Origin of the sequence: Mesorhizobium cantuariense, from assembly GCF_042647205.1 — a bacterium.
In the GTDB taxonomy this organism is placed as follows: Bacteria; Pseudomonadota; Alphaproteobacteria; order Rhizobiales; family Rhizobiaceae; genus Mesorhizobium; species Mesorhizobium cantuariense.
Genome location: NZ_JBHRVD010000001.1, coordinates 2,200,309 through 2,226,059, shown reverse-complemented (window position 1 = coordinate 2,226,059; position 25,751 = coordinate 2,200,309). Strand labels below are relative to the sequence as shown.

Annotated in this window: 26 protein-coding genes; 7 read left to right on the top strand and 19 right to left on the bottom strand. The window is 58.9% G+C overall.

The annotated features are described in order from the left end of the window. Window positions 1–18: 18 nt before the first annotated feature. Both ACFOJ9_RS10235 and ACFOJ9_RS10230 read right to left on the bottom strand, forming a co-directional pair. Window positions 19–1,128, bottom strand: coding sequence for an integrase (locus ACFOJ9_RS10235; RefSeq protein ID WP_378978767.1), 1,110 nt, complete (start codon window positions 1,126–1,128; stop codon window positions 19–21). A gap of 227 nt (window positions 1,129–1,355) precedes the next feature. After that, window positions 1,356–1,754, bottom strand: a complete 399-nt coding sequence (locus tag ACFOJ9_RS10230; RefSeq protein ID WP_378978766.1) for a hypothetical protein — start codon at window positions 1,752–1,754, stop codon at window positions 1,356–1,358. 404 nt (window positions 1,755–2,158) lie between these two features. Here ACFOJ9_RS10230 and ACFOJ9_RS10225 point away from each other — a divergent pair, with 404 nt between their 5' ends. Both ACFOJ9_RS10225 and ACFOJ9_RS10220 read left to right on the top strand, forming a co-directional pair. Beyond that, complete coding sequence (locus ACFOJ9_RS10225) at window positions 2,159–3,223, top strand: type I restriction enzyme HsdR N-terminal domain-containing protein (protein ID WP_378978765.1); 1,065 nt, start codon at window positions 2,159–2,161, stop codon at window positions 3,221–3,223. A 333-nt stretch (window positions 3,224–3,556) separates the two neighbouring features. Then, the gene (locus tag ACFOJ9_RS10220; protein WP_378978764.1) at window positions 3,557–3,649 is read left to right on the top strand and encodes a zinc ribbon domain-containing protein; all 93 of its coding nucleotides are present in this window, start codon (window positions 3,557–3,559) and stop codon (window positions 3,647–3,649) included. Between the two features lie 132 nt (window positions 3,650–3,781). On the opposite strand, the gene ACFOJ9_RS10215 is transcribed toward ACFOJ9_RS10220, so the two are convergent. The 6 genes from ACFOJ9_RS10215 to ACFOJ9_RS10190 all read right to left on the bottom strand — a co-directional run bounded on the left by ACFOJ9_RS10215 (window position 3,782) and on the right by ACFOJ9_RS10190 (window position 10,627). Beyond that, entirely contained in the window at window positions 3,782–4,015 is a 234-nt protein-coding gene (locus tag ACFOJ9_RS10215) for a hypothetical protein (protein WP_378978763.1), read from the bottom strand. A gap of 6 nt (window positions 4,016–4,021) precedes the next feature. Further along, a complete protein-coding gene (locus tag ACFOJ9_RS10210; RefSeq protein WP_378978762.1) occupies window positions 4,022–5,047 on the bottom strand; it encodes a hypothetical protein in 1,026 nt (341 codons plus the stop codon). A gap of 1 nt (window position 5,048) precedes the next feature. Continuing rightward, window positions 5,049–6,263, bottom strand: a complete 1,215-nt coding sequence (locus ACFOJ9_RS10205; RefSeq protein ID WP_378978761.1) for a DUF2793 domain-containing protein — start codon at window positions 6,261–6,263, stop codon at window positions 5,049–5,051. 177 nt (window positions 6,264–6,440) lie between these two features. Next, on the bottom strand, window positions 6,441–7,520 hold the full coding sequence (locus ACFOJ9_RS10200) for an IS630 family transposase (protein WP_378977646.1): 1,080 nt from the start codon (window positions 7,518–7,520) through the stop codon (window positions 6,441–6,443). 111 nt (window positions 7,521–7,631) lie between these two features. After that, window positions 7,632–10,436: a lysozyme gene (locus ACFOJ9_RS10195; protein ID WP_378978760.1), complete on the bottom strand. Its 2,805-nt coding sequence runs from the start codon at window positions 10,434–10,436 to the stop codon at window positions 7,632–7,634. Continuing rightward, window positions 10,436–10,627, bottom strand: coding sequence for a hypothetical protein (locus ACFOJ9_RS10190; protein WP_378978759.1), 192 nt, complete (start codon window positions 10,625–10,627; stop codon window positions 10,436–10,438). The genes ACFOJ9_RS10195 and ACFOJ9_RS10190 overlap by 1 nt, the downstream gene beginning before the upstream one ends. A gap of 11 nt (window positions 10,628–10,638) precedes the next feature. Between ACFOJ9_RS10190 and ACFOJ9_RS10185 the strand changes: the two genes are divergently transcribed. Further along, on the top strand, window positions 10,639–11,466 hold the full coding sequence (locus tag ACFOJ9_RS10185) for a phosphatidylserine/phosphatidylglycerophosphate/cardiolipin synthase family protein (protein ID WP_378978758.1): 828 nt from the start codon (window positions 10,639–10,641) through the stop codon (window positions 11,464–11,466). Between the two features lie 321 nt (window positions 11,467–11,787). Here ACFOJ9_RS10185 and ACFOJ9_RS10180 read toward each other — a convergent pair whose 3' ends face one another. The 8 genes from ACFOJ9_RS10180 to ACFOJ9_RS10145 form a co-directional block, all read right to left on the bottom strand. Beyond that, the gene (locus tag ACFOJ9_RS10180; protein WP_378978757.1) at window positions 11,788–12,558 is read right to left on the bottom strand and encodes a hypothetical protein; all 771 of its coding nucleotides are present in this window, start codon (window positions 12,556–12,558) and stop codon (window positions 11,788–11,790) included. Then, window positions 12,555–13,163 (bottom strand): hypothetical protein, encoded by a 609-nt coding sequence (locus ACFOJ9_RS10175; protein WP_378978756.1) that lies wholly within the window; start codon window positions 13,161–13,163, stop codon window positions 12,555–12,557. The genes ACFOJ9_RS10180 and ACFOJ9_RS10175 overlap by 4 nt, the downstream gene beginning before the upstream one ends. Window positions 13,164–13,173: 10 nt before the next feature. Then, window positions 13,174–13,626, bottom strand: coding sequence for a hypothetical protein (locus ACFOJ9_RS10170; RefSeq protein ID WP_378978755.1), 453 nt, complete (start codon window positions 13,624–13,626; stop codon window positions 13,174–13,176). Between the two features lie 329 nt (window positions 13,627–13,955). Further along, window positions 13,956–14,585, bottom strand: coding sequence for a hypothetical protein (locus ACFOJ9_RS10165; RefSeq protein ID WP_378978754.1), 630 nt, complete (start codon window positions 14,583–14,585; stop codon window positions 13,956–13,958). Window positions 14,586–15,636: 1,051 nt separating this feature from the next. Continuing rightward, complete coding sequence (locus tag ACFOJ9_RS10160; RefSeq protein WP_378978753.1) at window positions 15,637–15,867, bottom strand: hypothetical protein; 231 nt, start codon at window positions 15,865–15,867, stop codon at window positions 15,637–15,639. A gap of 68 nt (window positions 15,868–15,935) precedes the next feature. Further along, window positions 15,936–16,277 (bottom strand): P27 family phage terminase small subunit, encoded by a 342-nt coding sequence (locus ACFOJ9_RS10155; RefSeq protein WP_378978752.1) that lies wholly within the window; start codon window positions 16,275–16,277, stop codon window positions 15,936–15,938. Between the two features lie 1,002 nt (window positions 16,278–17,279). Further along, window positions 17,280–18,713: a DUF3987 domain-containing protein gene (locus ACFOJ9_RS10150; RefSeq protein ID WP_378978751.1), complete on the bottom strand. Its 1,434-nt coding sequence runs from the start codon at window positions 18,711–18,713 to the stop codon at window positions 17,280–17,282. Beyond that, entirely contained in the window at window positions 18,694–18,954 is a 261-nt protein-coding gene (locus ACFOJ9_RS10145; protein WP_378978750.1) for a hypothetical protein, read from the bottom strand. The genes ACFOJ9_RS10150 and ACFOJ9_RS10145 overlap by 20 nt, the downstream gene beginning before the upstream one ends. A gap of 769 nt (window positions 18,955–19,723) precedes the next feature. Between ACFOJ9_RS10145 and ACFOJ9_RS10140 the strand changes: the two genes are divergently transcribed. The 4 genes from ACFOJ9_RS10140 to ACFOJ9_RS10125 all read left to right on the top strand — a co-directional run bounded on the left by ACFOJ9_RS10140 (window position 19,724) and on the right by ACFOJ9_RS10125 (window position 22,003). Beyond that, window positions 19,724–20,011, top strand: coding sequence for a hypothetical protein (locus tag ACFOJ9_RS10140; RefSeq protein ID WP_378978749.1), 288 nt, complete (start codon window positions 19,724–19,726; stop codon window positions 20,009–20,011). A gap of 579 nt (window positions 20,012–20,590) precedes the next feature. Beyond that, window positions 20,591–20,806 (top strand): hypothetical protein, encoded by a 216-nt coding sequence (locus ACFOJ9_RS10135; RefSeq protein ID WP_378978748.1) that lies wholly within the window; start codon window positions 20,591–20,593, stop codon window positions 20,804–20,806. A gap of 6 nt (window positions 20,807–20,812) precedes the next feature. Beyond that, a complete protein-coding gene (locus ACFOJ9_RS10130) occupies window positions 20,813–21,256 on the top strand; it encodes a hypothetical protein (protein ID WP_378978747.1) in 444 nt (147 codons plus the stop codon). Window positions 21,257–21,658: 402 nt separating this feature from the next. After that, complete coding sequence (locus ACFOJ9_RS10125) at window positions 21,659–22,003, top strand: hypothetical protein (protein ID WP_378978746.1); 345 nt, start codon at window positions 21,659–21,661, stop codon at window positions 22,001–22,003. Window positions 22,004–22,052: 49 nt separating this feature from the next. Here the strand turns inward: ACFOJ9_RS10125 and ACFOJ9_RS10120 are convergent, their stop codons facing one another. Genes ACFOJ9_RS10120 through ACFOJ9_RS10110 form a run of 3 tightly spaced genes read right to left on the bottom strand, consistent with a single transcriptional unit; the run spans window position 22,053 to window position 25,739 of the window. Beyond that, window positions 22,053–23,672, bottom strand: coding sequence for an ABC transporter ATP-binding protein (locus ACFOJ9_RS10120; protein WP_378978745.1), 1,620 nt, complete (start codon window positions 23,670–23,672; stop codon window positions 22,053–22,055). 32 nt (window positions 23,673–23,704) lie between these two features. Then, window positions 23,705–24,826, bottom strand: coding sequence for an ABC transporter permease subunit (locus ACFOJ9_RS10115; protein WP_378978744.1), 1,122 nt, complete (start codon window positions 24,824–24,826; stop codon window positions 23,705–23,707). Next, window positions 24,819–25,739: an ABC transporter permease subunit gene (locus ACFOJ9_RS10110; RefSeq protein WP_378978743.1), complete on the bottom strand. Its 921-nt coding sequence runs from the start codon at window positions 25,737–25,739 to the stop codon at window positions 24,819–24,821. The genes ACFOJ9_RS10115 and ACFOJ9_RS10110 overlap by 8 nt, the downstream gene beginning before the upstream one ends. Window positions 25,740–25,751: the final 12 nt, after the last annotated feature.

Below are 25,751 nucleotides of genomic sequence, written 5' to 3'. Positions count from 1 at the left end.
TGCGGCAATGATTGAAAATCACTGCCTAACCCGCCCGGCCCTGCCGCTTGTGAATGCATCGCCGACCTCTCCTTGATGGTCCGGATGGTGGTGGCCGTAGGTCTTTTCTAACGTTTCTTTTGTCATGCCGAGATATCCGGCTGCCTGCCACATATCGACGCCGCCTTGCATTAGCCAAGTGGCCGCGGTGTGTCTCATTGTGTGGCGGACGATGCCCTTGCCTTCTTCGCCTAGCACGTCGTCCACCAAGTTGCGGAATGCGCGCTTAGGGTCTGCAGGCCGCCCGTGGTATTCAACCACGTACTTGGCGCCGAGCCGGTGCCAGCGGCGCAGGTGGGCCAGAAGGCGCCCGGGTAGGCGCACAGGAGGCGCCTGCTTATTTACGGCAACGTCCTCATCCTCCGCCGCGCGATAGTACACTCCCGCCTCAAGGTCTACGTAAGGCCGCCCTGCTTGGCGTGTAAACGAAGCCTGCCACACCCTGGCCGATCGACTGCCGGTATAGAGCGAGGTGATTAGAAACCTGGCGACATGCAGGGTTGCCTTCTTGGTCGTTGGGACGCTGCGCTGAACCTCGCGTTTGCGATAGGCAGACCAGATGAGCTTTGCCATATGGCCGCGGTCAAGATGGCGGATACGTCCTTTCGGCTTTGCAGGTAGCGTCACCGTCACGGCGTGCCGCGTCACCTTGTCTGCGATCGCCATGCGGCACGCGGCGCGCAGATCCTCAAGTTCACGCCTGGCCATCGTCTGTGACGAACGTTGCTTGGCGTATGCGGCGCAGGTGCCAGTGGTGATGTCGTCTAGGGTCTTGTCACCCCAGAAGGCGACCAGCGCACGCGCACGCGCTGCCAGTTCCTTGGGCCGACGCGCGCCGTCTTCCTTCACGAGGAGGTAGTGCGCAATCACCTCTGCGACCGACACTTCGGAAGCGGCCCTATGTTTCTCGGCCGGCTTCTCTAAGAAGCGCTTGGCGATGTGCTGGGCGAGCGCTTGCTCAGCCTGTCCGCGATCATGTTGACCGCAGCCAGTGCTATATTGTTTGCCGTCGAGGATGATCCAGACGGCCTCTCGGTCTTTGCCGCCCGGCCTGAGCCATAGCCTGGCAGGTTTGCGGGCACGAGACATTTTTGTTTCATCTCCTCGATGGCGGCCAGTGTGGTGAAATCCTTGTTGGCAATGCGCATGATTGTCAGGCGCCCTCGTCCCGCTTCTAGTCGAAGCCCACTGACCGTCATTCCGCCGTACGGAAAGGCCAGCGGTAGAGCGTCGGCAAGGCGCAGCGGGGCGGCTGATGGCTGGTTATCGTTCGCGGCTACTGTGGTCATTTCCCCCCCCTTCAAATAGCGCGTCTGTCAGGCGGCCAGCGTCCCGTTTATTTCGGAATACGATGCCGCCGCCAATATTCTCACCGATGCTGATGTGAGAAGGTCAGCCAGTTCATGCAGGTCTGTCGCCAACGTTCCGGCGCTCTCGACAAGGTCCAGCATCGGCTCGACCCTGTCAGCATGGGTGAACGATTCCCGCAATTGGTCACGCGTCTTTGTGAGCATCGCTAATGCGCTAGCCGCGATGTGGAATTCGGCGCCGGCAAGCGTCTGCGCGGCGCCCATGATCGCTATCGAAGCAGGCTCGAACTGCGCAGTTGCATAGTCTTCGGCGGTTGCCAGGTCTGTGGCATTATTAAGCATGTGGCGTTCTCCTCGTTGCGTTGCAATGACGAACGTTGTAAAACGATGTTCAGCAATCGTCAATAACTAAGTTCAACATTGTTAAACATCCTTGGAGTCAGCATGGTACGAGCGACAAGCATAGGAATTCGGCTGTCCGATGAGGTCAAGGCAGCGTTGGAAAATGCGGCTAAGTCCGACCGCAGGACGATATCCTCATACGTTGAGATCCTGATAGTCGCCGACTTGGAAGCCAAGGGCTTCCTGCCGAAGGGCGCGGCAGAATAAAAGCCGCCGCCCGAAGGCGGCGACCCTTGCCGTGCGTTATGTCCAGTAAACCTCTTGCGAGGCGCCAAAAGCCACTCGGCAATAGAAAACGCCAGTGTGTCATGTTTGGTTGCATCGATGGCGGGCCAGGCGTTCGGTTGCGAGGTTGACTCCCCTCCCGCCCGCGCGCACGTTGTGGTGGGATATACAGGGAGGGAACTATGAGTGTCGAAGAAAAACTTCGCGTTCTTGCCGAGCGTATCAAAACGCACTCAAGCGCAATGCTTACCGAGGAAGCGCTAAAGACCGCAATCGTTCTGCCCTTTCTGGCCGCCTTAGACTATGACGTTTTCAATCCGGACGAAGTCATCCCCGAGTTCTGCGCCGATGCCGTGGGAAAGAAAGGTGAGAAAGTAGACTACGCAATCAAGATTGACGGCGAGATCAGAATTCTTGTCGAGTGCAAGCCAATCACTACCGTTCTCGATCGGGTGCATCTTGCTCAATTGTATCGATATTTCTCGGTCACGAATGCCAAGTTCGCAATTCTGACAAACGGTCGCTCCTTCCACTTCCACACCGATCTAGTTGCGCCGAACAAGCTTGATGATCGACCTTTCCTCACGTTCGACCTATCCGACCTTCAGGGCCAGTTGACGTCCGAACTGAAGAAATTCGCAAAGGCCGACTTCAACGTGGATGGAATTCTCCAGTCTGCCCATCGCCTGAAGTATACGTCTGCCATCAAGAAGGAAATTGGAGGCGTGATGGAGAACCCGCCCGAAGACTTTGTCCGAATGGTCACGGTTGGACTTTACCAGGGTCGATTTACGGCGCAGGTCAAAGAGCAGTTCACACCTATGGTAAAGGCCGCATTTCGGGAGGTCGTGCGGGAGTCTGTGCAGTCTCGTCTTTCTACTGCGTTGGCTGAGACCGAAGTATCGGAGATCGGTGCAGACGGAATTGACCCCGAAGAAGAGGTTGTTACGACCGAAGAGGAACGCGAGGGGTTTATGGTCGTGCGCGCAATCGTTCGCGACTTGCTGAAACCCGCAAGGGTAGTAATGCGCGACCAGAAAAGCTATTGCGGCATCCTTGTTGACAACAACAACCGTAAGCCGCTTGCTCGGCTTTGGTTTAATAGGTCAGTCAAATACCTAGGGCTTTTTGACGGTGAGAAGGAAGATAAGGTCAAGATCGACTCTCTAGACGAAATCTACGACCATGCCGATCGGTTGCGGGCTACCGCGAAGGAATATCTTGCCGGTGTTATCGCCGCGACCTAGCGAGTTCATAAACTGCGCGGCGTCAAATCAAGCCGCGGACTTCAGCCATTTGATACATATTGCGCGAGAGCCCCGCCTGCGCAATGCTAAGGCGTGGGAGGGGATACCATTATGGAATTCTTCATTGTCTGGCTGATTTGCGCCGCCGTGACTGCAGCAATTTTGGCTCATCCAAAGGACGGAGCGGAGTCGGCTGGTTTTTCATAGGCGCCATTCTCGGCATCTTTGGGATTATTCTTGTTTGCCTGCTTGCCATCCCTTGTAGCGAGGCCGTCCGGTAGGTCGACCTACTACGATCCCGCTTCCGGAGTAAAAACGATACCCCCATCAATCGTGAAAAAATGTCCAGACTGCGCGGATGACGTGAAGGCCGACGCAAAGATTTGTCGCTTCTGCCGTCACGATTTCACTTCCGCTCGTCGTTGAAGCTTCTTCTGGCAAAGGAGCCGGCGTTCGTCGCGCCGGCTCCTTTTTGATCATACGAACGATTGATGGCCGGCTGGCGCGACGAAGACAACGCGGCGAGATCGTGACGCGCAATGCGGCGGGCGTCCGTCGCTAGGTGAAAACATTGATTGATCGCCTCCGACGCCCACCGAAACTGGCATCATAGCGATAGACAGCCGTCACGTAGAACTTGTCGAACAGAACCTCGTTGATGAAGCCCGCCGACGTATTGCGATAGACCGCTGTCACATGGAGCTTTTCCATCATGACGTTGTTGATCTGACTGGCGGCGGTCGTGTCACGGTAGGTCGACGTGACGTGAACTTTGTCGAGACTGTTACCCATGGCGGATTAGGTCCTCGACCGGACGCCCGGCTCGGACGCATTCAGTTCGGTGGGGGTCCAGTACGACGCGGTGTCCGGCGATGCCGTCCACGTATGGAAGTAGTTGGCGGCAGAGAGGGTCAACGACTGATCGCTGTCGTCCGTGTCCGTGCTGTTGACCCGGTAGAAGAGATTGAGCTTCTGCGGGCCGCTGGCGTCGCGCAAGGCATTGGCGACGACCTTGACGCTCTCTACGCGTTCATTGGCCCCGAGCGCCGGGAAGTTCCCTAGAGATACGGAGATGCGCTGATTGGCCGTGCCGCTGGTCATGTAAGTTGCGGCCGGGGTCAATTCGTTCAAGGCCGTGTAGCCCGCGCCAGTCCAAGCCGTGTAGTTGCCGTTGGCGTCCGGAACGCCCGTTACGAGCTTGCTGCCAACAGTATTCCAACTGGCGCAGATAACTTCAGAGAAGCGCACCCCGGCCCCCGATGTGACCGCAGGGCGGGCGATACGAACCGCGTCGAAGCTCGTGATGCCACCCCACGAGAGGTCCAGAGTGCTGTCGTTGAAAATGGGCACGCCATCCAGATAGACGGCGACGGTGCCGGGGTTGCCGATGACTATGTGAACATCCAGTTTGTAGAGAGTGCTTAGGGCCAGCACGTTAGCCGTGCAGGTCCCTAGAGTGCTCCAAGCACCAGCAGAATATTTGCCTACCTCCAGCGTAGCCGGAGCCGACCCTGCGGATAGACGAAGACCCAAGAGACGAGTGCCGCCCGACAGCCACATCAAAAAACGGTTCGTAGTGCTGAAGACGGTGGCCAGATAGACGTACGAATGAGTCCAGAAGTCAGTCGCGGTCGCGGAGAAGTTCCCATCCCCCACATCGTTTGTTTCGGTCGTTCCCGAGGTCGTTCCCGTGGTGGAGCCCAAGCAGACAGAGCCGCGTGTGTTGGAGGCATTGAAATGCCCGCTCGTGGTGACGTGAACTGCATTGCCCGTAACGGCGAAGTCCTGAATTTCATTGCCCTGAAAATATACGGTATCGGTCATGTCAGAGGCTCCCCAATAATGAAAGTGAAACGTTCGCCAGGGTGGCGTCAGGCGTGGCGGGTGCCACAATCGTCAGGATGTCCCCTATGGCGAAGTTGGTCAGCGATGCCATGGCGAGCGTCGGCGTGGTCCCGGCGACGGCCCATGTCGCCGTACCGACCGAGCTACCGTTCTTCTTGATGGTCAAGACCGTGCTCGCGGTCGCGGCGGCGATGGCTACGCCATGCGATCCGGTGAGCCCGGCCGGCAGACTGAACGCTCGACTGACGATGTGCTGTGCCAGAACCTCGTTGGCAAGGAACGTACTGGCGAAGAAAAGAGAGAACTCGATTGTCGTCGGTGCTGTGACGACAAGCTGTGTGAAATTGATCGCTGTCGTGTTGAGCGTGCCACCTTCGTTCGACCCGCAAACCCAGAGCGTGTTGTCGTTGACGGTGCCTTCCTCTACGATCATCAGCGACCCAGGATGCTCGTTGTAAGTATCGAATTCTGAGGATCGGGCCGGACTTGGGCCGACGACATAAATGCCGTTCTGTTCGGCTGCAGACTGGTTCTTCACCAGCACCAGGTCGCCAGTCGCGAGCGTGACGCCATCAAGCGAGTCGCCGTTGTTGAGCGCGGTCGAGATCGTGATTGTCGCGGTGGTCGCGACCCTGACCCGACCACGCTTGCCAAGGTTGAGAGCTAGCCCGTCGATATAGGTCTTTACGCCCTTCTCCGTCGTGATCTTCGCGTCGGAATTGGACGCCAGCGTGCCGTCAGTCGAAATGGCGACACCGCTGTCCTTGAGCAGCTTGCCGGTCGTGGTGTCGAACAGGGCGATGTTGCTGTTGACAGCGCTGCCGGGGCCGACCACGTCACCAGCACCGCCACCACCCGCTAGCAACGACCATGTCGATGTATCGAAGAAATAATATGCGTTGGCGTCCTGGGCGTAGGCGAGAGCGCCCTCGATCGCCGGAAGGAAGAGCCATGCAGCGTTGTAATACACAGCCACTTTGGTTGCTTGACCAGACCATGCGCCAGTTGGCGCGGCGCCAAGGCAATACGCGTCACCCTCTGCCGGCGATCCTGGCGGCGACGTATCGCCAATAGAGACAGCCGGGAAACAAAACGCACCAGCCTCGAGTTTGGCAATCGCCTCATTGACCGTGACGGAACGATTGTTCTGCGTCTCAGCAAGTTCGGTAATGCCAAGCCTGTTTGAAGTCGTCATGCCGGCACCTCGCTATCAATCGTCGCCAGGAGCAGAGTCGGCCCCAATTTGGTGACCGATGCGATTGCGGCGTCTGAGTAACCGAGAGTCCGGCATCTCGACCGAAAATCGAGGAACTGAACAATTAGTTTTCCGTCGACCATGCGCGGCTTCGCCGCGCCATAGAGCGCTGTCATTCTAGTGGATTGATTCCAACGTTTGGTGCCCGCGCCTGACGGCGGCGATGATTTTGTGTGGGTCGGCTCTCCAGACGAACGGTCGGGATTGCTGATTGTGCTCGGTGATGAAGCGATTGATGGCGGCCTGGAGATCGACGACGGAGTAGAAGACACCGTGCTTCAGCCGGCGGCGTGTGAGCTTGGCGAAGAAGCCCTCGACAGCATTGAGCCATGAGCAGGATGTCGGCACAAAATGGAAGGTCCAGCGCGAATGCCTGGCCAGCCAAGCGCGTACTTTGGGCTGCTTGTGAGTGGCATAGTTGTCGAGGATCACATGGACGGCCTTGTCGGGCGGAAGTTCAGCCTCGACGGCGTTGAGGAAGCGGATGAACTCCTGATGGCGATGGCGCTGCATATTACGGCCGATCACCGAGCCATCGAGGACGTTGAGCGCGGCGAACAGGGTCGTCGTGCCGTTGCGCTTGTAGTCGTGCGTCATTGTCGCCCCGCGACCGCGCTTCAGCGGCAACCCCGGCTGAGTGCGGTCGAGCGCCTGGATTTGGCTCTTTTCGTCGACCGACAGCACGATGGCATGAGCGGGGGGCGAGACGTAGAGCCCGACCACATCGTGAAGCTTCTCGGCAAACGCCTTGTCGTTGGACAGCTTGAAGCTGCGCCAGCGGTGAGGCGCAAGGCCATGGTCGTGCCAGATCTTCACCACCGAAGACGCCGCGATGCCGACCGCCTTCGCCATCGCGCGGACCGTCCAGTGCGTCGCCTCGTGGTCTGGCGGATCGAGTGTCAGCGCCACGACCCTGTCGACCAGCACAGACTGAAGCGGTGCAATGCCCGGTGGCCGCGTCTTGTCGCGCAGCAGGCCGTCGACGCCTTCGTTCATGAAGCGCTCCTGCCAGCGCCACACGCAGGTCTTCGACTTGGCTGTCATCGTCATGATCGCGGCGGTCCCCAGGCCATCACCGCTCAACAGAATGATCCGCGCTCGCCAGACATGCTTCTGAGGCGAACTCCGTGCTGCGACGATCCCTTCAAGCCGAATTCTGTCCGAAGCCGTGATGTCGATGCTGATACCAGTGCGCATCCCGCAATGTCGCATGCCGAAGCGATCCGGGGAATCCCAAAAAGGACTCTTCTGTCCCGATCAATCCACTAGTTTTCTCCTGAGATGTAGTGGTTTGTGGCTTACCGCCGCCTAGCGCGTGCGCATGGTTCTCTCCAGATGCGCGGCGGTTCTTGCCGCGATCTGGTTTTGCGATTCGACAAACGAATGCGCGTCCGGCGTATTGACCGTGATGGCCACGCTTATCGGTCGGCCACCCTGCGCGCCGGCTGCGTTAGCAGCGCCCATGTTGCCGTTGCGACCGCCGCCCCTTGCCCCCGCCAGTCGCTTTACAAAGCCACCGGATGCGTAGCCTGGCACGCCGGCATTCATAGCCTCGAGTAGCGGCCGGTTTTTCTTGGTCGCCTGAGCGTTGACTACGAACTCCTGCCCGTGAACAACGCCTGCGGGCTGCTGTGTGCCACCGTTGCCGGTGTAGCCGCCTTCGGCGAAGCCAAACAGTTTGCCGATCAGCCCACCGCCACCGCCACCGCCACCGAACAGATTGTCCAGAGCGATATCAAGCAGGCGGTCAGCCAGCTTGCTCACGGCATCACGCAACGCGTCAGTCAGCGACTTGCCGTGCGCCAGATCGGAGATGAACCCCTTCAGCGCGCCGGAGAATGCGTCGTTGATTTCTTCCTGCTGTGCCGCAAGGTCTTCTTGTGACTGCTTCAGCCTGTCGGCCGCCGCGGCCGCTTCGTCGTAGGCCGCAACCTGGCCGTAACGCGCATTCGCCTCCGCCTCTACGGCAGCGCGAACCTCGTCCGTAATCGTGATGCCTTGCTTCTCAAGTTCGTTCAGTGCTTCACGAATGACTCGCGCGCGCTCACGCTCGGCGTTCGACATACTCATGGCTTGTGTTTCAAAGCCGATGGTTGCCGTCTCTGCGGAAAGCGCCGCGATAGTGTCGTGGATGGCTTTCGCCTGATCCTCACGAAGCTTTATGTCCGCCTGGTCGATAGAACTCGAACCGGACAGAAACATATCGGCTTCTTGGCCGCGGCGGGTCTTGTTGATGCCGCCATTGTCGCTGCCAAGGCCCTTGATAGCCTCATAGACGGTCTGCGTATTTCCGGTCTTGATGGCCTCAACGATGCGGTCAGGAAGCGAGCCGTAATTGTACGCAATAGACGTAAGCGCGGCCTGTTGCTGTTCCGACATGCCGCGGAACGTGTCCGCTCCGATCTTGCCTTCAATGCCCGCCTGAAACTCTCCAATTCGGCGAGACAGGTCTGCATTGGCTTGCGCCAACGTGGTCGTCATGCCCTGCGTGACTTTTATGATCGAGCCGTCCGAAAGCGTGACGGTATCCGACCCATAACCGACACGATAGGCGTTGACGTCGAACTTCGCCGTCGTAATGAACCCCTCAAACTTCTTGATGAGGTCCATAGCGCTTGACGCGCTGGCGTCATTTGCCTTTACCGTCGTTTCAGCAGCAATCTCAGACTGTGCCTGAATGCGCGCAGCGGCTTCGGTTAGAGATACGCCAACGTCGTCAGCCGCCTTTAGAATGGCCGCAGTGCGGTCATCTATCTGCTTTTCGAGTTCTGCGCGGCTGGCGTCGGCATTCCTATCCCCGATGAACTTATCCCGCTCGGCGTTCATACCGCCTAGCGCGTCCATCGATGCGTTTTCGGATTGCCGGAACGATTGGCTAACGGCCGCACCGGTAACGCCGGCCTGCTTTTGGATATCAATCAGTTTGTCTAGAAGCGGATTGAGCCGTTCGGCGAGGGCTATGAATTCCGGATTGGACTTTGCAAGTTCCTCAAGCTTCCGCTTAACGTCCGCAGCCCCTTCGCCACTCTCGCCAAACTTGGCCACCAGTGCGTCCAGTGACGCAATCGCCGCGGGAGAGATCATATCCCTCGGGATATCCGCAACCGCTTCCTTGATGCCGTCCGCTAGTTTTTTTGCAGCCGGCTCGCCGTCTTTCAGGGAAGCAACAAGCTTATCAACGTTCTGTGCTGCGGCAACAATGTGGGGATTTGTCAGCTCGAGCATTTTAACAAACGTCTCGAAAGACGGTTGTTCTGTGAAGTCCTTAACTCCCTTTGTGAGACGCGCAATTTCCGTTGCCGCATCAACAAGAGACGGCGCTAGATTGATAAGCGCCTGATTGAGATTGGTTTGGATGGCGAACTGCAGAACGTCTAGTTTGTCGCTCAGTGCGTCAACATTGCTCAGCATCTCACCGGAGATGATGACGCCCATGTCGTGTCCGCGCTTGATAAATTCGTCTATGCCCTTTGACCCTTGGGCGAAAATGTCGACAAGCTTTACGCCGGCTTTTCCAAATACAGTTGCAGAGATTGCGGCTCGCTCTGCCGCGTCGCCCGTACTTCCGAGCGCGTCAGCCACTAGGCGCAGCCGTTCGTCTTGGGTTTTGGCGCTTTGGATTGCCTTGAGGAGTTCAGGATTTAGCTTCTGGAGACCGCTAACAAGCGGTCCAGCGCCAACCGCTGCAAGACCGGCGTTCTTGGCAAAGACGTTCAAAGCGGCGTTTAGTTGGTCCTGCTCAACGCCGGCTTCCCGCGCACCAAGGCCCAAGCCCTGATAGATTTCGGGTGACAAACCCGTTGGCTTAATATCGTCAGCCAACTTGCCAAAATCAGCGAGAGCTTTTTTGGCGCCGCCTATGGCCGCCGTGACCAATGCCACTGGCGCAACTATCGTCAGAAGCTGACTTTGAAGTCCACTAAAGGCGCTAGCGAAAGACGACTTGCCAAATCCGCCCATGTTAAGCGTCAGCTTCTTATTGGTGGCAGTGAACTGCCCCTCAATTTTCTTCAGCTGCGTCTGAGCCGTACGGTTGGCCTTATTAAGCGCGTTTTCGAAGCCGCGTACCTTGGCTTCCAATGAAACGACTAATTTCTCGACATCGGTTGCCATTAGCGCGCCTCGTTACGGTCGGCGATCTCGCGCAACCAAGCAGACGTTTTGGTGCGATCGGTCGCTGCGTTTGACAGGGCGGCGGCCTGCACTGCGAACGCCGCGGCAATTTCCGATGCATCGCCGCCAGCTTTAAGGAGGCGGCGCGCAAGCGCGTTCGCGCGGCGTTCGGCCACGGCAAAATCGGTCATTTGGATGTTCCTTGAAATGGAAAGGCCGCCGCGTGGGCTGGCTTGGCGCTATTGTGGTGGGCGGTGCTGCTCGGCAAGAAGTTGCCGAAGCAGCACCAGGTCATGCATGTTGTGGGTTGCCCAAGGGGGGACAGATGAACGCGGCTGAACGCTATGGTGCGATTGCGCGCCTGATAGAAGCACAACCCAACACTGGCGATATCCATGACGTCCTGCGGTGGATGGGACGGGCTCAGGCGCTCGTTGAGGGGGTCTCGCAGCGTAATGCGTCTGGCATTGCCAACGCCGGAACGTTCATGGGGAGTAACGGCACTCAAAAAACAGTCCAAAACGTCAACATGCATTTATACGCAGCACTGGCGATAGCTGAAATGGAGGCACCGCACTCGTCGCAAGGTTCATTCGTAGTCGCGGGCAAGCCATTCGACGCGATGATGGCGGTTGGAAAGGTGCTGTCTGCAGCCAAGAGCAAAGTCCGGATCGTGGACCCATACATGGACGAAAAAGCACTTACCGAATTTGCCCTCTTGGCTAACGAAGGCGTCAATATCGAACTGCTTGGCAGTCCTATGTACAAGACTGCATTGCTCCCTGCCGCTCAGAAGTTCATCCAGCAGTACGGAAGCAACAGGCCGCTAGAGGTCAGGTTGGCCGGCAAGCACGAACTGCATGATCGCTTGATCTTGGTTGACGGAAGTCAGGTATACACACTCAGCCAATCCCTCAGGAATTTCGCCGAGCGTTCTCCCGCACTCATCAGCAGGGTAGATGACCCAGATATCATCGTCTTGAAGATTGCCGCATACGATGCCTTCTGGAATGGCGCAAGCGCGATTTAACCGAACACCGGATACCCTCCCGAATACCGCGCGGTCCTAGGCGGAAACGCCCCAGAGAACCCGATAGGGGGGGCTACCGTTCCAGCCGCAATAGCACGGCCGCTACCACATCCTTGAACAACGAACCGCTATCGCGAAACAGCAACCTACCGGCGCCCTTGCGAACAGTCGGTGCCCATATCTGCCATTTCCCATCCTGCCGTTGTGCAATCTGCGCACCCGACACAACGATGTCGTCGGTATAGAAATCAAACGCAGCGTGGACGAGAGAGCCGCCTGGCCGGCGTGACCGCTCCGGCCTGACGGCGGTTATGGTAGCGCTCATCGCTCCCACGATGCTAACGGTCGGCCCGTGCTGGCATTCAGCGGCGTCACCCGCTTCGGCTCGGCCTCGGCATTGAGTGCCTCGGCAGTCTCCAGGATGCGTTTGGCCGAGCTAACCAATTCGTTTCCAAGGGCAACGGTGCGCAGGGTCCCATTCCGAACCTCGGCCTCAAGCGGCTGAGCCTGGGCGAGATCGACAATGCGTACATGTGACTGCTTCACAGCTCCGTCAGCGCAGATGCTGATCTCTTCTAGACCCGCCGCTACGATCAATTTGATATCGACGCCGCGTAAGCTTTTTGCGACGATCGTTGGTTGCCGGGCGCCGACACTCACATCGGTCCTTCCGCCCGATGCAACCATACTGGTCACCACGGCGCCGCTCTGCGTCTTCGGCAGTTCGTATTCAAACGCCAAGAAGTCCCCGGAATCGATAAAGCGAAGTCCCGCCGCGGTCAATCCGAAGTCTGTGCCCTCCATATGGTCGATGCGAATAGCAATCTCGCCCTTCAGCGCCTCGGTGAAACAGCCCGCTACGAAGGCATACAATTCGCCATCCTTCTCGAAGGTCTCGCCGTACTGGACGGCGATCCCCCGCACAGCCGGCCGCACCATCACCGACTGTGGATGGTTCGCGTACATATGGCCGGATATACCGGCACGTTTGCCGTTGGCCATTCCTGCCATTCCTGCCATTTTTGCAGCAATTTCCGCTCGAGCCGCGTGGCGGCTGAGGTCGGGGATTTCGATGATTGAATGGGCGGTCATGCAAGTTCCTTCGGAATGTCGTTTGGCTTGAGGTGGCCGGCTGTTTTGATCTCGTTGAGAAGGATGCCGATGGGGCCGTTACGCCCGCCCTCCAGAATGCGCGAAAAGTGCACGCTCATCCAACCCGACGAATAGCCCGCATCGGCCACGCTTGTGCTCATCTCGCGGCAAGACCTTGCCGCTGCATCGAGCGCGATCAGAGTCTCGGTCAGCACACCGATACGCTTTCGATATTCCGGTTTCAGCCGCTCCTGCAGAAGCGCGCTGGCGCGTGAGGTTTCTGTCTGGATGTCGCGATCAACAATCTCTCTCGCGTCGGCTAGGTCGCGGAGACGTTGGGAGATTTCGCGATGACGAGTCGATCGCATTGGCCTGCGTGGCGCAGGTTTCGTGCCTAGAATTTCGGCCAGCCGCGCTGCGCGGTTCTCGTCCGGATCGTCCGGCCCATGCGCCTGCGCAAGTGCAAAATCTTCGGCACGTAGCAGGGCGGATTCCTCGCCGATCGCCACCTTTTTGTCGTTCAAGGTCGCTAGGGTTGGGTTGAGATCGAGAATCGGCGGCACATCGTCGTCGTTCTCAGTCGGTGTCTTGGTTCGATTGAACATTGTGGTTGTCCTATTTGTTGAGCAGTTCACCGCCGATGACGACGATGGCTGCAATGGGGATGATGAAAACCGACACGAAGCCGCCACATGGCGAGCCGAACGTCCGTACGCCGTCAAGCGTACGGATCTCGACAAACCGTCCATCTTGGCTGACGGCGATCTGGCCTTCGGTGGCGTCGGCGGAGAGCAAAGCCGCTATTGCGCTTTCGACAGTTAAGCCGTCCGGTGACACAAGCCGACCAGTCGCCTTCTCGTGTTCGACCGCCCGACTCGGCGAAGGTGCCGACAGTGCGAGCAACATCCGCGCGATGTCGCGCTCCGTGATGGGCGGCGCGAATGGGCGGCCGGAGCCGATGCGGCCCGCCTCTTTTTCGCGGCGAAGTGTTTGCACCACCCGGGGGCGCGGTATTCTGGAGTTCCTTACGATGCAGTCGGGAAGCATCGCGCCGTGTATTTGAACCATCTGACCTCCGGCGCATTGCGCGGTTTACATTTTGAAGGAACTAAAAACAGCACCGCGACCGGCCGAAAAGAGCAAACGGAGGTCGCGGGCGATCAGCGCTGGCGGGATGCAAACAGCGCGATCGGATTGCCGTTCTGTACATCCGAGATACGGCAATTGAGAAGGGTGCCGTCACGTCTGGCGCCGTGAGCGGCTGCGAATAAAGAAGGGCCGCTTTCCTTTTACAGCAGCGGCCCAATTGGGAAGGCGAGCACCTTGTGGCCTTCCGATAATGTATAGTAGCAGGAAGTTCAGATACCCCTCGCTCGAACCAAGAAACGCTAACAAAATCAAGCGGCGGCGAGCATCCTATAATTGTCGTTTGCAGGCCTCAAAACGCGCATTCTTCGAGTTGCTTCGAGTTTGGAGCATTGCGAGCATGCCGCCTGCGCTATCTCGGTTACTTCCCAACGCGGTAACCAATCGACTTCTCGCTCTGCCATGCGGGCGCATATTTCCAACGCGGCCCGTAATCTGATGCGGCCGGCATCGGCTTTGTTCCGTTGCGAGAAATTCCAGGCGGGCGCGAGATCCCGCATCTCGCCGCCCTGTAGTGCTGCGACCACGACATTAGCCAGGCGTCCGAGCGTGCGGAACCGCAGACGAATGCGAAGGGATGCGTCCGCGGCGGCTTCAGCCGGCCAGAGGGCAAGGGGGTCGCGACTGCCAGAAGGTGCCATGCTGCCCGAGGAGTTGCGGCGCATCACCCCCTCGCCAGTTACCGATGCATTGGCCTCTATGTCGGCTGAAAACCAGTCGGCAGCGGTTATGTGGCGCGCGGACAGGCGACCCGACGAGTGTTCCTCGGCGAGTGGCGTGCGGTGCACTACGGGTGCCTTTACAGCGGCTGTGATTGACTCCGAAGCCATGTAGAATCGCGCCTTCGACAGGGCCGACAATGGACGTAGAAGCTCCAGCATAGTGTATGTGTCCGCCGCAGGAGATTTGGGCTTCCAACCGCGCCAATGCCGTGATGGATCGGTGTACCTCTTTGCGAAAAGACAAAGCCGGCCTAGCCAAAATTGGTCGATGGGCCGAGGTTCGTGGCGCGGTTTCGGCAGATCGGGGCGAAGGAATGCGCCGTCAGGGATTGAGCGCTTTCCGGAAGTGGGGGCTTCGTCAACAACGTAGCTGGCAGCCGGTATCGGGTCCGGTGGCGGCACCGCCGTCACGAACTCGAAAGGGCGCACCTCCACCATCGTCCGCCGATTACTCGGCTGGCCCTTGGCGTCGGCGAGCGCTATGAACGCCGGCCAACTAATGCGTTTACCGAGACGCGCGCTGAAGTTCCCGGCCGGCCGGCCGGTTAGATCCAAGATTAGCATAAAGGTGCTCTCGTTTTTGGCCGCTCTTCGTCGGCTTTATCAACGTGTGCCGGCATTGCCGGCGTGCCTTGCCGCCCTGACGACGGTCTTGGTCTTCTACTGAGAATATAGGTTTCGGAGCCAAAAACGTTAAGTCTTGGCGCACAGGTCTAACGCTGTGTGTGTCTTCTGCGCCACATGGCCAAAGGGTTATCCCCACAATCCCCAGACGACACAGCGCGGGCCATGCCAGAACTACATATGGTATTCAGTTCCGCAAATGTTCTGTTATAATGCACAAATTGTAGTCGGACATCTTCCGGCGGAAAGGAGGTGATTCGAAATGAGCAAGAACCAGAAGATTGGACGCAACGCAGGAAACGGGCAGTTCACGACCGTTAAGGCCGCCACGAACAAACCCGCCACCCACATCGTTGAGACGATTAAGCGCAAGTAGGTAGGCTATGCCAACCTAAGAGCCGGGCGGATCACTTGCCGGTTTCCCGCCCGGTTTTCTTTTCCTCCCTAGCGAAGCGAACGTCAAATCACGAATAGGCTTAGACCCTCGCGCGCTTGCGCGCACGCGAGGGAATTCCTGTATTAGCGCTATCGCTGAGTTGCGCGACCGGTCCTATGATCGGACGGCAGGCAGGACTGAACCACCCCTCTACTTTGCCGCGAGGCTTCGATTGTCGCGCAGCACCTGATAGATATGCGGCTCGCCCTGTTCCGGCCACATATAAAACGGCGATCGCGGATCCTTCCACTCGGCCTCCAGCTCATCGGCGAAATCGTCCCAAATTGCTAACATCGTTTCGTCTTCGATTAGACCTGGCCGCGGCGCAGGATCGAAGCCATATCCCCCAAGGCACTCGAAATAGTCGCGGCCGGCGCGCATAAGCAGGTCCGCGTCTTCAATCGGGATTTCACACCTTCTGACGCGTCTCTGCTTCAATCGTCTAACCATTACCGATACTCCCGCGTACGCGGCGGTCTGCTCTCGGTTGGCGCGTCGACGTCCAAAGCCAACTCGCGGACCAATCGCGCGAAGGCGATTCTTGCCGCATTCAGGATCGCAACTTCTGGCCGTTCCTTCGGCTGGCCGAAGCGATCATTGAACGTCTGGCCGTCCTTATCGAGTACGGCACGCGCTATCTGTGCTTGGTCCCAGGCCTCCGCGGCCAGAGTGAGCAACCGAACGTGGTGCCCCTCCAGAGCATAGTTTTCGGTAACGGATTTGAACCACTTTCTTGTGGCTGGCTGCAGGTGGGCGGGCGGTTTTGCCCGCTGAATCGTATCTGTTTTCATGCGATTTTACCTATGGTTTTGGCCGCAATGCCTTGCGCGGCAAGCGAGGCCGAATTTATTTTGAACCGGTCCCTTCCCAATGTGCGCGATGGGTGGGACGGCGGTATGTGGAGTCGACCCCTCTGGAGATCGAGGCTACCCCGGTGCACTGCACCACAGCCCATTGTGCACTGCATTATCGCCTCACGCCGATCGAACCTGCAGCCGCTACACAGCGAAACGAACGGACCTGCCCAGAAGGCGGCCACGTCGCCGTTGTGGTGGCCGCTGGCGAGGCATACGGCCACGGCTGGCGAGACTACCTCGGTTTCAAGACACCGCTCGCACAGCGGCTGCGCTTCGATGTAGTTGCGCCTCATACGGCGCCACCTCGTCGTCTGATAAGGGTTGCCGTTCGTTGTCATTGTCGGCCGTCAATTTCCTGAACTCGGCCCAACTCATGCGGCGGCCGCGGTGTGGGCAATCGGTTTCGGTTGGTGCTAGCGATGTCATCGGTGTTCCTCATGAGTGGGGTGCGGGCTGCCTAAGCGCGCCCTCCGTCTCCAGCCAGACGTCGCCAAGTTTTCTGCATTCGATGACGTAGACCGGCTCTCCGTCGACTGTCGTGATTCCGATCGCGCGACACGGTTGCCATTCGGACTTCATGCCGCCGTCTGAGGTCTTGTAAACCTGGCGTTCCGCGGCGAAGGGGGTAATTGCAAACATGCGTGTTCCATTCCTTGGTGTTCTCCTCTGGTTTTCGTGATGCCCATTGGGCGGGTTTTGAGTGTCCGTTCCAATATTCCAAGATTCCAAACATGCTTTCTGCGCACCATAAAAAGGGGCAGAAAAGCAGATTCAAAAGCATATTTGGAATATTGGAACGAGAGTATTTTTTATATATATCTTATTGATTATATTATCTTATTCCGTTCCAACGTGTTTGGAACGGTTTTGGAACGTTGGAATGAAAACGTCCTTTTGGCCTAGATACGTTCCAAGGATTCCAACGCCGTTCCAAGACTATTCCAAATCGGCAAGCTTGATTTTGCTCCCTCTACCTGGCTTCGTCTTACCGTTGAGATCGATGGCCGTTCCGCTATCAACGAGCCATTGTAGCGCGCTCTCAACTTCCCAAATGTCGGCTCCCGAGACGCCCCGTTTGGTCAACAACTTGGAATAGGCGATGGTCTGCCCAGACGAGTCCTCGAGCACGGCAACAATTGCTTTCCGTAGAGCCTCGGCGGGGCTGGCCGACATATGCCGCCGCAGACCATCCCTTATCAGCGCAACCGACGAATGGACGATTGCCCAAGCCCATTCCACGTCATCGAGATTGACGACGGGTTCGGCAGGGTTTCGGCTGATTGCCCGGATGGTTGCAAGGCGCACTGTATTCTCCGCGGCGCGGCCGGCCAGGTCGGTTCCTGCCGATTGCTGCCATACGAATACCTCGCCCCAGCGGTGGTAAGCTTCGCCTGCTTCGCCTCCTTCGAACGGCACGACATACTTCGGCGCGAACGGCATTGTGCTGGCCGGAAACACCGTGCGGGCGGCCTTGGCGGCGTCCACCAAGTCGGCGGGCGGTGCGGCGTCATGGTCAAGCTTCGGCGGCTTGACCGTGCCCTTGTGCGGCGCGGCGGTTACGAACAGGAACCGGTTAAGGAATCCGTCCGCGATGCTCGCCTCTGAAAGGCCGGCATAGAGGGTGTCGACGGTCGTCATCCCGAGCACGGTCAGCGCTGGGCCGGTGATAGGGGAGTCATCCTTCTTAGTCTCGGCGGAGGCATAGATACGGCCGTCAAAAACGCTGTTGGATTGGTCGTAAACGGCAAGCAGGAACTTGCGGATGCCGGCTGCAACAGAGTTCTTGTGCTTCGCGTTTACATCCTGCAGCGTAATGCCAAATTCGTCCATCACCACCACGGTGGAGGAGTTCTTTCGAAGGATGCGCTCCATCGCCGCGTATGACGTCGGGTCGCCATTGGTCACGGCGCCGACTGCACCGGCCTTGTCGCCGATTGCACGGATGGCTTTTGGCGGATGGCCTTTGCCGCTTGCCGTGCCTAGCAATGTCGTCACGTAGATATTGACGCCGGCCTTGGTGGGCGTGAGTGCTACCTTGCCGAACATTCCCGCCAGCAGGGCGATTGAAGCCATAAGAGAAAGCTCCGGCACCGGGATTATGGCGGTGGTCGTTATCCATCGGGAGATATCTGCAAGGATCCCGCCTGCGGCTTCCGGTGTGAACGGAGCGGGGTGCATGGCGGGTGCTGGAACGATGGATTTGTTGTCGTTATCGGCGAGTGCGAGAAAAGCGGCGAGGATGCGTTTTTCGCCGACCTTCGGGAATTGGACGGTAACTTTGTCGCCGTCTATGTCTGCGATTCTTCCATCGCCAAAACCCTTATGGGTTACGGTCTGGCCGATGTGGAGTTCAGGCTGCACGTTTGTCATTCGGCTTTTGCTCCTCAAGCGCGGCGAGTGCAGCGCGGGCCATTTGATCAACCAATTCATATGAAAATGTCACGATGCGCCCGCCGTGAGCGTTCGGCCCGTAAATCGAATATCCGCCAGCGGTGCGCTGGGTGATGCGCAGTCCGAATAGCCTGAGATCATCGTTGAGCGCGATATCAAACCGCGCAAGGGTATTTCCCGAGCCGCCCGGCGGCTCGCGGGTAATTCGCAGTATCTGCAAAGTCGTGATTCCTGTTGCGAGTGTTGGTTGCGGCGCCGTTCGGCCGGCGTCTTTTATGGTTACGGCAACGATTGGCAATGAATGAACGGAACAAACCGTGTTTTTCGTTGCCGAACGCCATCTCTATCTAATTGTTTTACAACGTTTTTTGTCTTAGCAACGTTGTTCGGGACGAGGGGGTCGCAGGTTCAAATCCTGCCACTCCGACCAGAAAAAACAAAGTGTTAGCGCATCCCGACTTTGGCGCTCAAACTCATATCCCGCCTGAAAATAGAGCGAGATGGCTCGCTCCTGGTGAGACAAGCTGAGAGTGTTGTCTTTCGTGTCAGCACGGCGCGTCGGTGAGCCCTCGATCTTCGGCCGATCGTCGGCGAAGCTTTCGCAGTGTCAGCTTCGGCTGATCACATTCCGCTAGAGGGTCGATGGACATCGCTCGCATCGCGCTTAGCGAAGGCCGAAAAAGCTCAATATCGCTATGACGATGACCACCGCTCCAACGAGCCAAATGATGTTGTTCATGATCTCTCTCCTGTTGCCTGGGAAAGCCCGCGCCTCTGGCGGAGAACGCGGGCCGACCAGCCTTTGCCGGCTGATCTGCAGCAGACACCTAGCCGTGGTGCCGGCTGCGAGAAATAGAACCATTAGACACACCTAATGTTCCACCGGCGAGATCGAGCGATGGGCTGGGCTGGCCGTGGGAAGACCGGAACCAAAGCGATCAGAGGCGGTTATCCAACGAAGGGCTAATTAAGAAAGTGGAGAAACTGCAATGAAAACAATGATTATGTGCGCGTTGGCGCTTTCCATGGGATTGCCCGTTATGGCTTCGGCAGCCGAGGCCGATGTGGTTATCAGAACCCACCATCGTCACCACAACAGCGTCAAGATCATCAACGAAGACGGCCAGCGCTTGCACCACCGCCGCCACGGTGCGGATGCGTTCTATGACGATGGGCGCCGGCATCATCGTCGAGACACCGTCGTCGTGACAGGTTCCGTCTCCACTCACCGCCACCATCGGCACCACCACGTCGTGATCGAAAACGACGGTTACTGATCGCCGACCCTCCGGCCCGGCTCTTGGGAGTCGGGCCATAAGAGGCCTTTAGCGCGCATACGCGATCAGTAGATAGGCTTTGGACTTCTTGAACCAAATCTGAAACGTCGGTTGCGTGTTTGGCTGGAGCCAGCATGCCTTTTTGCCATCCGGGCGCCTGTGGAAATGAGGGTTCGCCCGCCATACTCAAGGTACAGTGCCGGCGAGCGAACCCTATCGGCGCAGGAAGGGACGTAGCTGCGCCGATATGCCAAACTTTTCGCAGGCGATTCTCCTGGATGGTCAGCCAAGGGCTATTCCAATCACCAGGAAGGTAATGGCCCCGCGAAGGCAGTTGCGAGCAACCAGCGCGCTTGGCCAACACTCCGCGGCATCAGCCTTCTCCCACAACTGCAGCGGACAACGACCGCAAACGGTGGCCGTTCCGAACGGCGTACTCGGTAAGACCATTGCGTTTTGCGACCAGACTTAGGTCCAGCGCCCTGCCCTACTGAAGTCCGGCCATGGAACGTTTGCGCTTGCCCCCAGTTCGGTTGGTTGGGGTGCAGAGACAATCAAATGAAATGGATAAACATCACAATGTCGAACCGTGACACTGCACAATCCCAAGCGCTGGGGATGCGCGTGGCTGACCTCAAGGCCAAGATGCAGGACGCCCAGGTCACCGAGAGCGAAATGAAGAGCTTCCAGAAGGTCGCGGCCATCATGGAGGACCGCGCGGGCCGGATTCAGGGCGACGACCTGATCGCCGCATCTTTCGTCACCGATATGCTGCCGAGCAGCCAAAAGCCCTGAGTGACCATGCCGACAATCAGCAGACTTTTTGATTCCCATGCCCAAGCGGCCCGGGTCGCCGGCAACCTGATGGCGGCCGGAATTCCTCGGGTACAGATTGCCGTCATTGGACCTTATCGTGACGAAGCGGGATCCCTATGGGCTCCCGCTCTGGGGTCCATCCTTGGCGCTGTAGTCGGCGGGTTGGCCTGCCTGAGCGCTGTTGCAGTTCACGGCATCAATTCTCTAGCTGCGGAACTATCGGCAACAGCGGTGGCAGGCGCGGTCTTTGGCGGCGTTGCCGGCGGCCTGCTCGGAACATTCACCACGACTGCCGTGAAGACGGATGATCGCAGTCGTGCCGAGGGGATCGTTTTGGTGACGGCGTATGTCAATGAAAACGAGACCGACATCGCTCAGGCAGTGCTCGGCGGTTGCGCCCCCCCGACATTCGTCGCCGAAGCAGCGTGAGAATTTCCAGGGAAATTGAACGGATGGCCCGACAGCCGTTGTGGAAGGGACGGACGCGGTGCGAAGGTGGCTTACCGCGACCAGCTCGAGCCGCCGAAGTCGCACCATCGACCAGGGGACCGGAGCGAATCCCTGAACGACCTTCTCCAAGTGGGAGATCATCGAAATGCGCGAAATGCCCGCCCCGGCATCAGCCGAGACGGGCTCTCTTCGTTTACCAGTGATTGAACTAAAACACCCGACCGGTACTAACTTCGAGTGACCGAGAGTGTTCCTGCATTGGCCGGAAGACTCAGCGCAGTGACAGGGTCCTTCGCCATCGCAAACTTTGACGAAATGGCCCTCGGCCCTAGGTTGTTCGATGGATATGATGGGGCGATGAAACGGCGAGCCGGATGCGACATGAATTTGAATTCCACGACAGCCTCGCCACCGGCCTTGATGATTGCGCTGTTTCTTGTCGCCGGCTGTTCGTCGATCGCCAGAACCGTCGATCCGGCGAAATACGATTCGATGACCTGCACCGAACTCAACAGCACCTTGGGAGATGTCGCTCGTGATATCTCCCAAACCGCGATCACCCGCGGCAAGGTCGCGAACACCAATCTTCCGCGCTGGCTGCTGGGCGGCTCGCGCGTGAAGACCGCGGTCGCCAACCGTGAGACGGCCAGGATCGACCGGCTGAAGCAGCAACAAGACGCCATCGTTGCGGCCCGGGCAAACAAGTGCCCGAGTTCGACGGACTGAGTGAGCAGGGCGCTGTCTTGGTGCTTTGCGCCACCTGGCGGCTACTGTCTCAGGCGCTCAGGCGAAACCGCGTGACGTCGATCGCCGCGGCCATCAGCGTCTGTGTGTAAGCGTGCTGCGGATTGCTGAAGATCGCCTCGGTCGGCCCCTCCTCGACGATCTTGCCCTGCTTCATGACGATGATGTAGTCGGCCATGGCGCGCACGACCGACAGATCGTGGCTGATGAAGAGGTAGGACAGTTCGTGGTCGGCCTGCAGCTTGCGCAGCAGTTCGACGATCTGTTTCTGCACCGAGCGGTCGAGCGCCGAGGTCGGCTCGTCCAACACCACCAGCTTGGGCTTCAGGATCATGGCCCGGGCAATGGCGATGCGCTGCCGTTGGCCGCCGGAGAATTCGTGCGGATAGCGGTTGCGGGCGTTGGGATCGAGGCCGACTTCGCGCAAGGCCTCGACCGCACGCAGGTCGCGTTGCTTGCCCGAAAGGTTCGGCTCATGCACCAGCAGCCCTTCGGTGACGACCTGGCCGACGGTCATGCGCGGCGACAACGAGCCGAACGGGTCCTGGAAGACGAGCTGCATCTGGCGTCGCAGCGGCCGCATCGCCTGCCGGTCCGCCTGGGAAATGTCGCGATCGCCGAAACGGATGAGCCCGTCACTTGGCAACAGCCGCAGCAAGGCGCGGCCGAGCGTCGATTTGCCCGAGCCGGATTCGCCGACGATGCCGATGGTCTGGTTGCGTTGCAGCCGGATCGAGATGTGGTCGACGGCCCGCAGCATCAGTGGCTCGCCGGCCAGAAAGCCGCCACCGATCCTGAACGTCACTTCGACATTCCTGCCTTCGAGCAGCACCGGGGCATTGGCGGGTGGTGGCGCCTTGCTGCCGGTCGGCTCGGCCGCCAGCAGCATTTTCGTATAGGCATGCCGCGGGTTGATGAAGATGGCTTCCGCCTCGCCCTCCTCCACAACCTCGCCCTGGCGCATGACATAGACCCGGTCGGCAAAGCGACGAACGATGCCGAGATCATGGGTGATAAAAACGATCGCCATGCCGAGCTTGCGTTGCAACTCGGCCAAAAGCACCAGGATCTGCGCCTGGATCGTTACGTCGAGCGCCGTCGTCGGCTCGTCGGCGATCAATATATCGGGGTCGTTGGCGAGCGCCATGGCGATCATGACGCGCTGGCGCTGGCCGCCGGACATTTCGTGCGGATAGGATTTCATCCGCCGCTCGGGATCTGGAATATGCACCAGCCGCAGCAGCTTGAGCGCCTCTTCGTGCGCCTCGGCGGCTTTTAGGCCCCGATGGCGGCGGATCGGTTCGATCAGCTGGTTGCCGATCGAATAGAGCGGATCGAGCGAGGTCATCGGCTCCTGGAAAATCATGCTGATCTTGCGGCCACGGACCTTGTTGAGCTCGGATTTGCTCAGTGTCAGAAGGTTGCGGCCGCGATAGTCGACACTGCCTGTCGCTTCGCCGTTCGATGCCAGCAGGCTCATCGCCGCCATCATCGTCTGGCTCTTGCCGGATCCGGATTCGCCAACCACGGCAACGGTTTCGCCCGCGTTGACGTGGATGTTGATGCCCTTCACCGCCTCGACCGCGCCGTCGAGCGTGCGGAAGCGGACGCGCAAGTCCTTGACGCTGAGGATCGTTTCGGAAGCAGCCATTTCAGCGATCCCCATCTTTATCGATCCCCATCTTAGCGATCCCTTGGGTCGAGCGCGTCGCGCAGGCCGTCGCCGACGAAATTCAGGGCGAACAGCGTCGTGACGAGGAAGAAAGCGGGAAACAGGAGCAGCCAGTTGGCGGTGCCGATATTCTTGGCGCCGACCGAAATCAGCACGCCCCAGCTGGTCATCGGCTCCTGCACGCCGAGCCCAAGGAACGACAGGAAGCTTTCCAGGATGATGACCTGCGGCACCAGCAGCGTCATGTAGATCACCACCGGACCAAGCAAGTTAGGAATGACGTGGCGCAGCAGGATGCCGCGCTGGCCGACGCCCATGGCTTCCGCCGCCTGGACATATTCCTGCCGGCGGATCGACAGCGCCTGGCCGCGCACGATGCGCGCCATGTCGAGCCAAAGCACCGCGCCAACCGCCAGGAACATCAGCACGAAGTTGCGGCCGAAGAACACCACCAGCATGATGACAAAGAAGATGAAGGGTAAGGAATAGAGCACATCGACGATGCGCATCATCACCTCGTCGACCTTGCCGCCGGCGAAACCGGCCGCGGCACCGTAGACGACGCCGATGACCACCGCCACGACGCCGGCGAGCAGTCCGATGGCCAGCGATATGCGCCCGGCCATCAGCGTGCGCGAGAGAAGATCGCGACCGGTATTGTCGGTGCCGAACAGGAAATATTGTTGCTTGATCGAGGCGCTCATCGTCACTTCGAGCCCGTCAGGCGACTTGCTTTCGATCTTGGTGCCGTCAAAGGCATCGGAACGGTCGAGATAGCGGATGTTGCGGTCGTCGATCGGCTTGGTCGACTTGATGGTCACGAAGACCTGGTTGCCTTCCTGCCGCCACTCCTTGATGTCGACCCGCATGCGCTTGATCGCTTCGGTGAGCGCCGTCTCGATCATGTCGGCCTTCGGATAGGCCGACAGGCTCGGCGGCGTGCGCACATAGTCACCATAGATGGTCGTGTATTGATGCGGCACGAGTGAGGGTCCGAACACGCTGATGACCGCAATCAAAGCGAGATAAAAGAGGCTGAACATGGCGGCGCGATTGGCCTTCAGGCGCGCCCAGGCATCGCCCCAGAGCGAGCGGCCGATGACGGTGGGGGCCGTGGCTGCGATGTCAGTCATAGCGCACCCTCGGGTCGACGACCGCGTACATGACGTCGACGATCAGATTGAAGACGATGGTGAAGATGGCGATCACCACCACCGTTCCCATCACCAGCGTGTAGTCGCGGTTGAGCGCGGCATCGACGAAATAGCGGCCGACGCCTGGAATGGAGAAAATCGTTTCGACGATGACCGAGCCGGTCAGCAGCGCCGCGGCTGGGCCGGTGAAGGAGACGATCGGCAGGATGGCACCGCGCAGCGCGTGCTTGACCACCACCGACCAGTCGGAGAGGCCGAGCGCGCGTGCCGTGCGGATATGGTGGGATCGCAAGGATTCGATCATCGAGCCACGCATCAACCGGGCGACGATGGCGATCTGCGGCAGGGCGAGCGTCAGCACCGGGCCGACCTTGTTGATGAAAGCGCCATCGCCCCATCCACCGATCGGCAGCAGGCGCCAGGTCAGCCCGAACAGGAGCTGGATCACCGGCGCGATGACGAAGGTGGGGATGGTGCTGCCGGCGGTCGCCAGTGCAATCACCGTATAGTCGCCAAGCTTGTTCTGGTTGAGCGCGGCAATGGTGCCAAGCACGGAACCGAACAGAAGTGCCAGGACGAGCGCCGAGGCGCCAAGCTGGACCGAAATGGGCAGGCCCTTGGCAAACAGTTCGGTGACAGTGAAATCCGGCATGTTGTAGCTCGGGCCGAAATTGCCGCGCAGCAGATTGCCGAGATAGTGGACGTATTGCAGCCAGAGCGGATCGTTGAGGCCGAACTGGGCTTCAAGGTTGGCCCTGATCTCGGGGCTCAGCCCCCGCTCCTGGTTGAATGGACCGCCTGGCGCGACGCGCATCAGGAAAAACGCCATGGTCACGATGACGAACAGCGTCGGAATGGCAGTCAAAAGCCGCCTTAATACATATCGCAGCATCGGTGCCCCGCT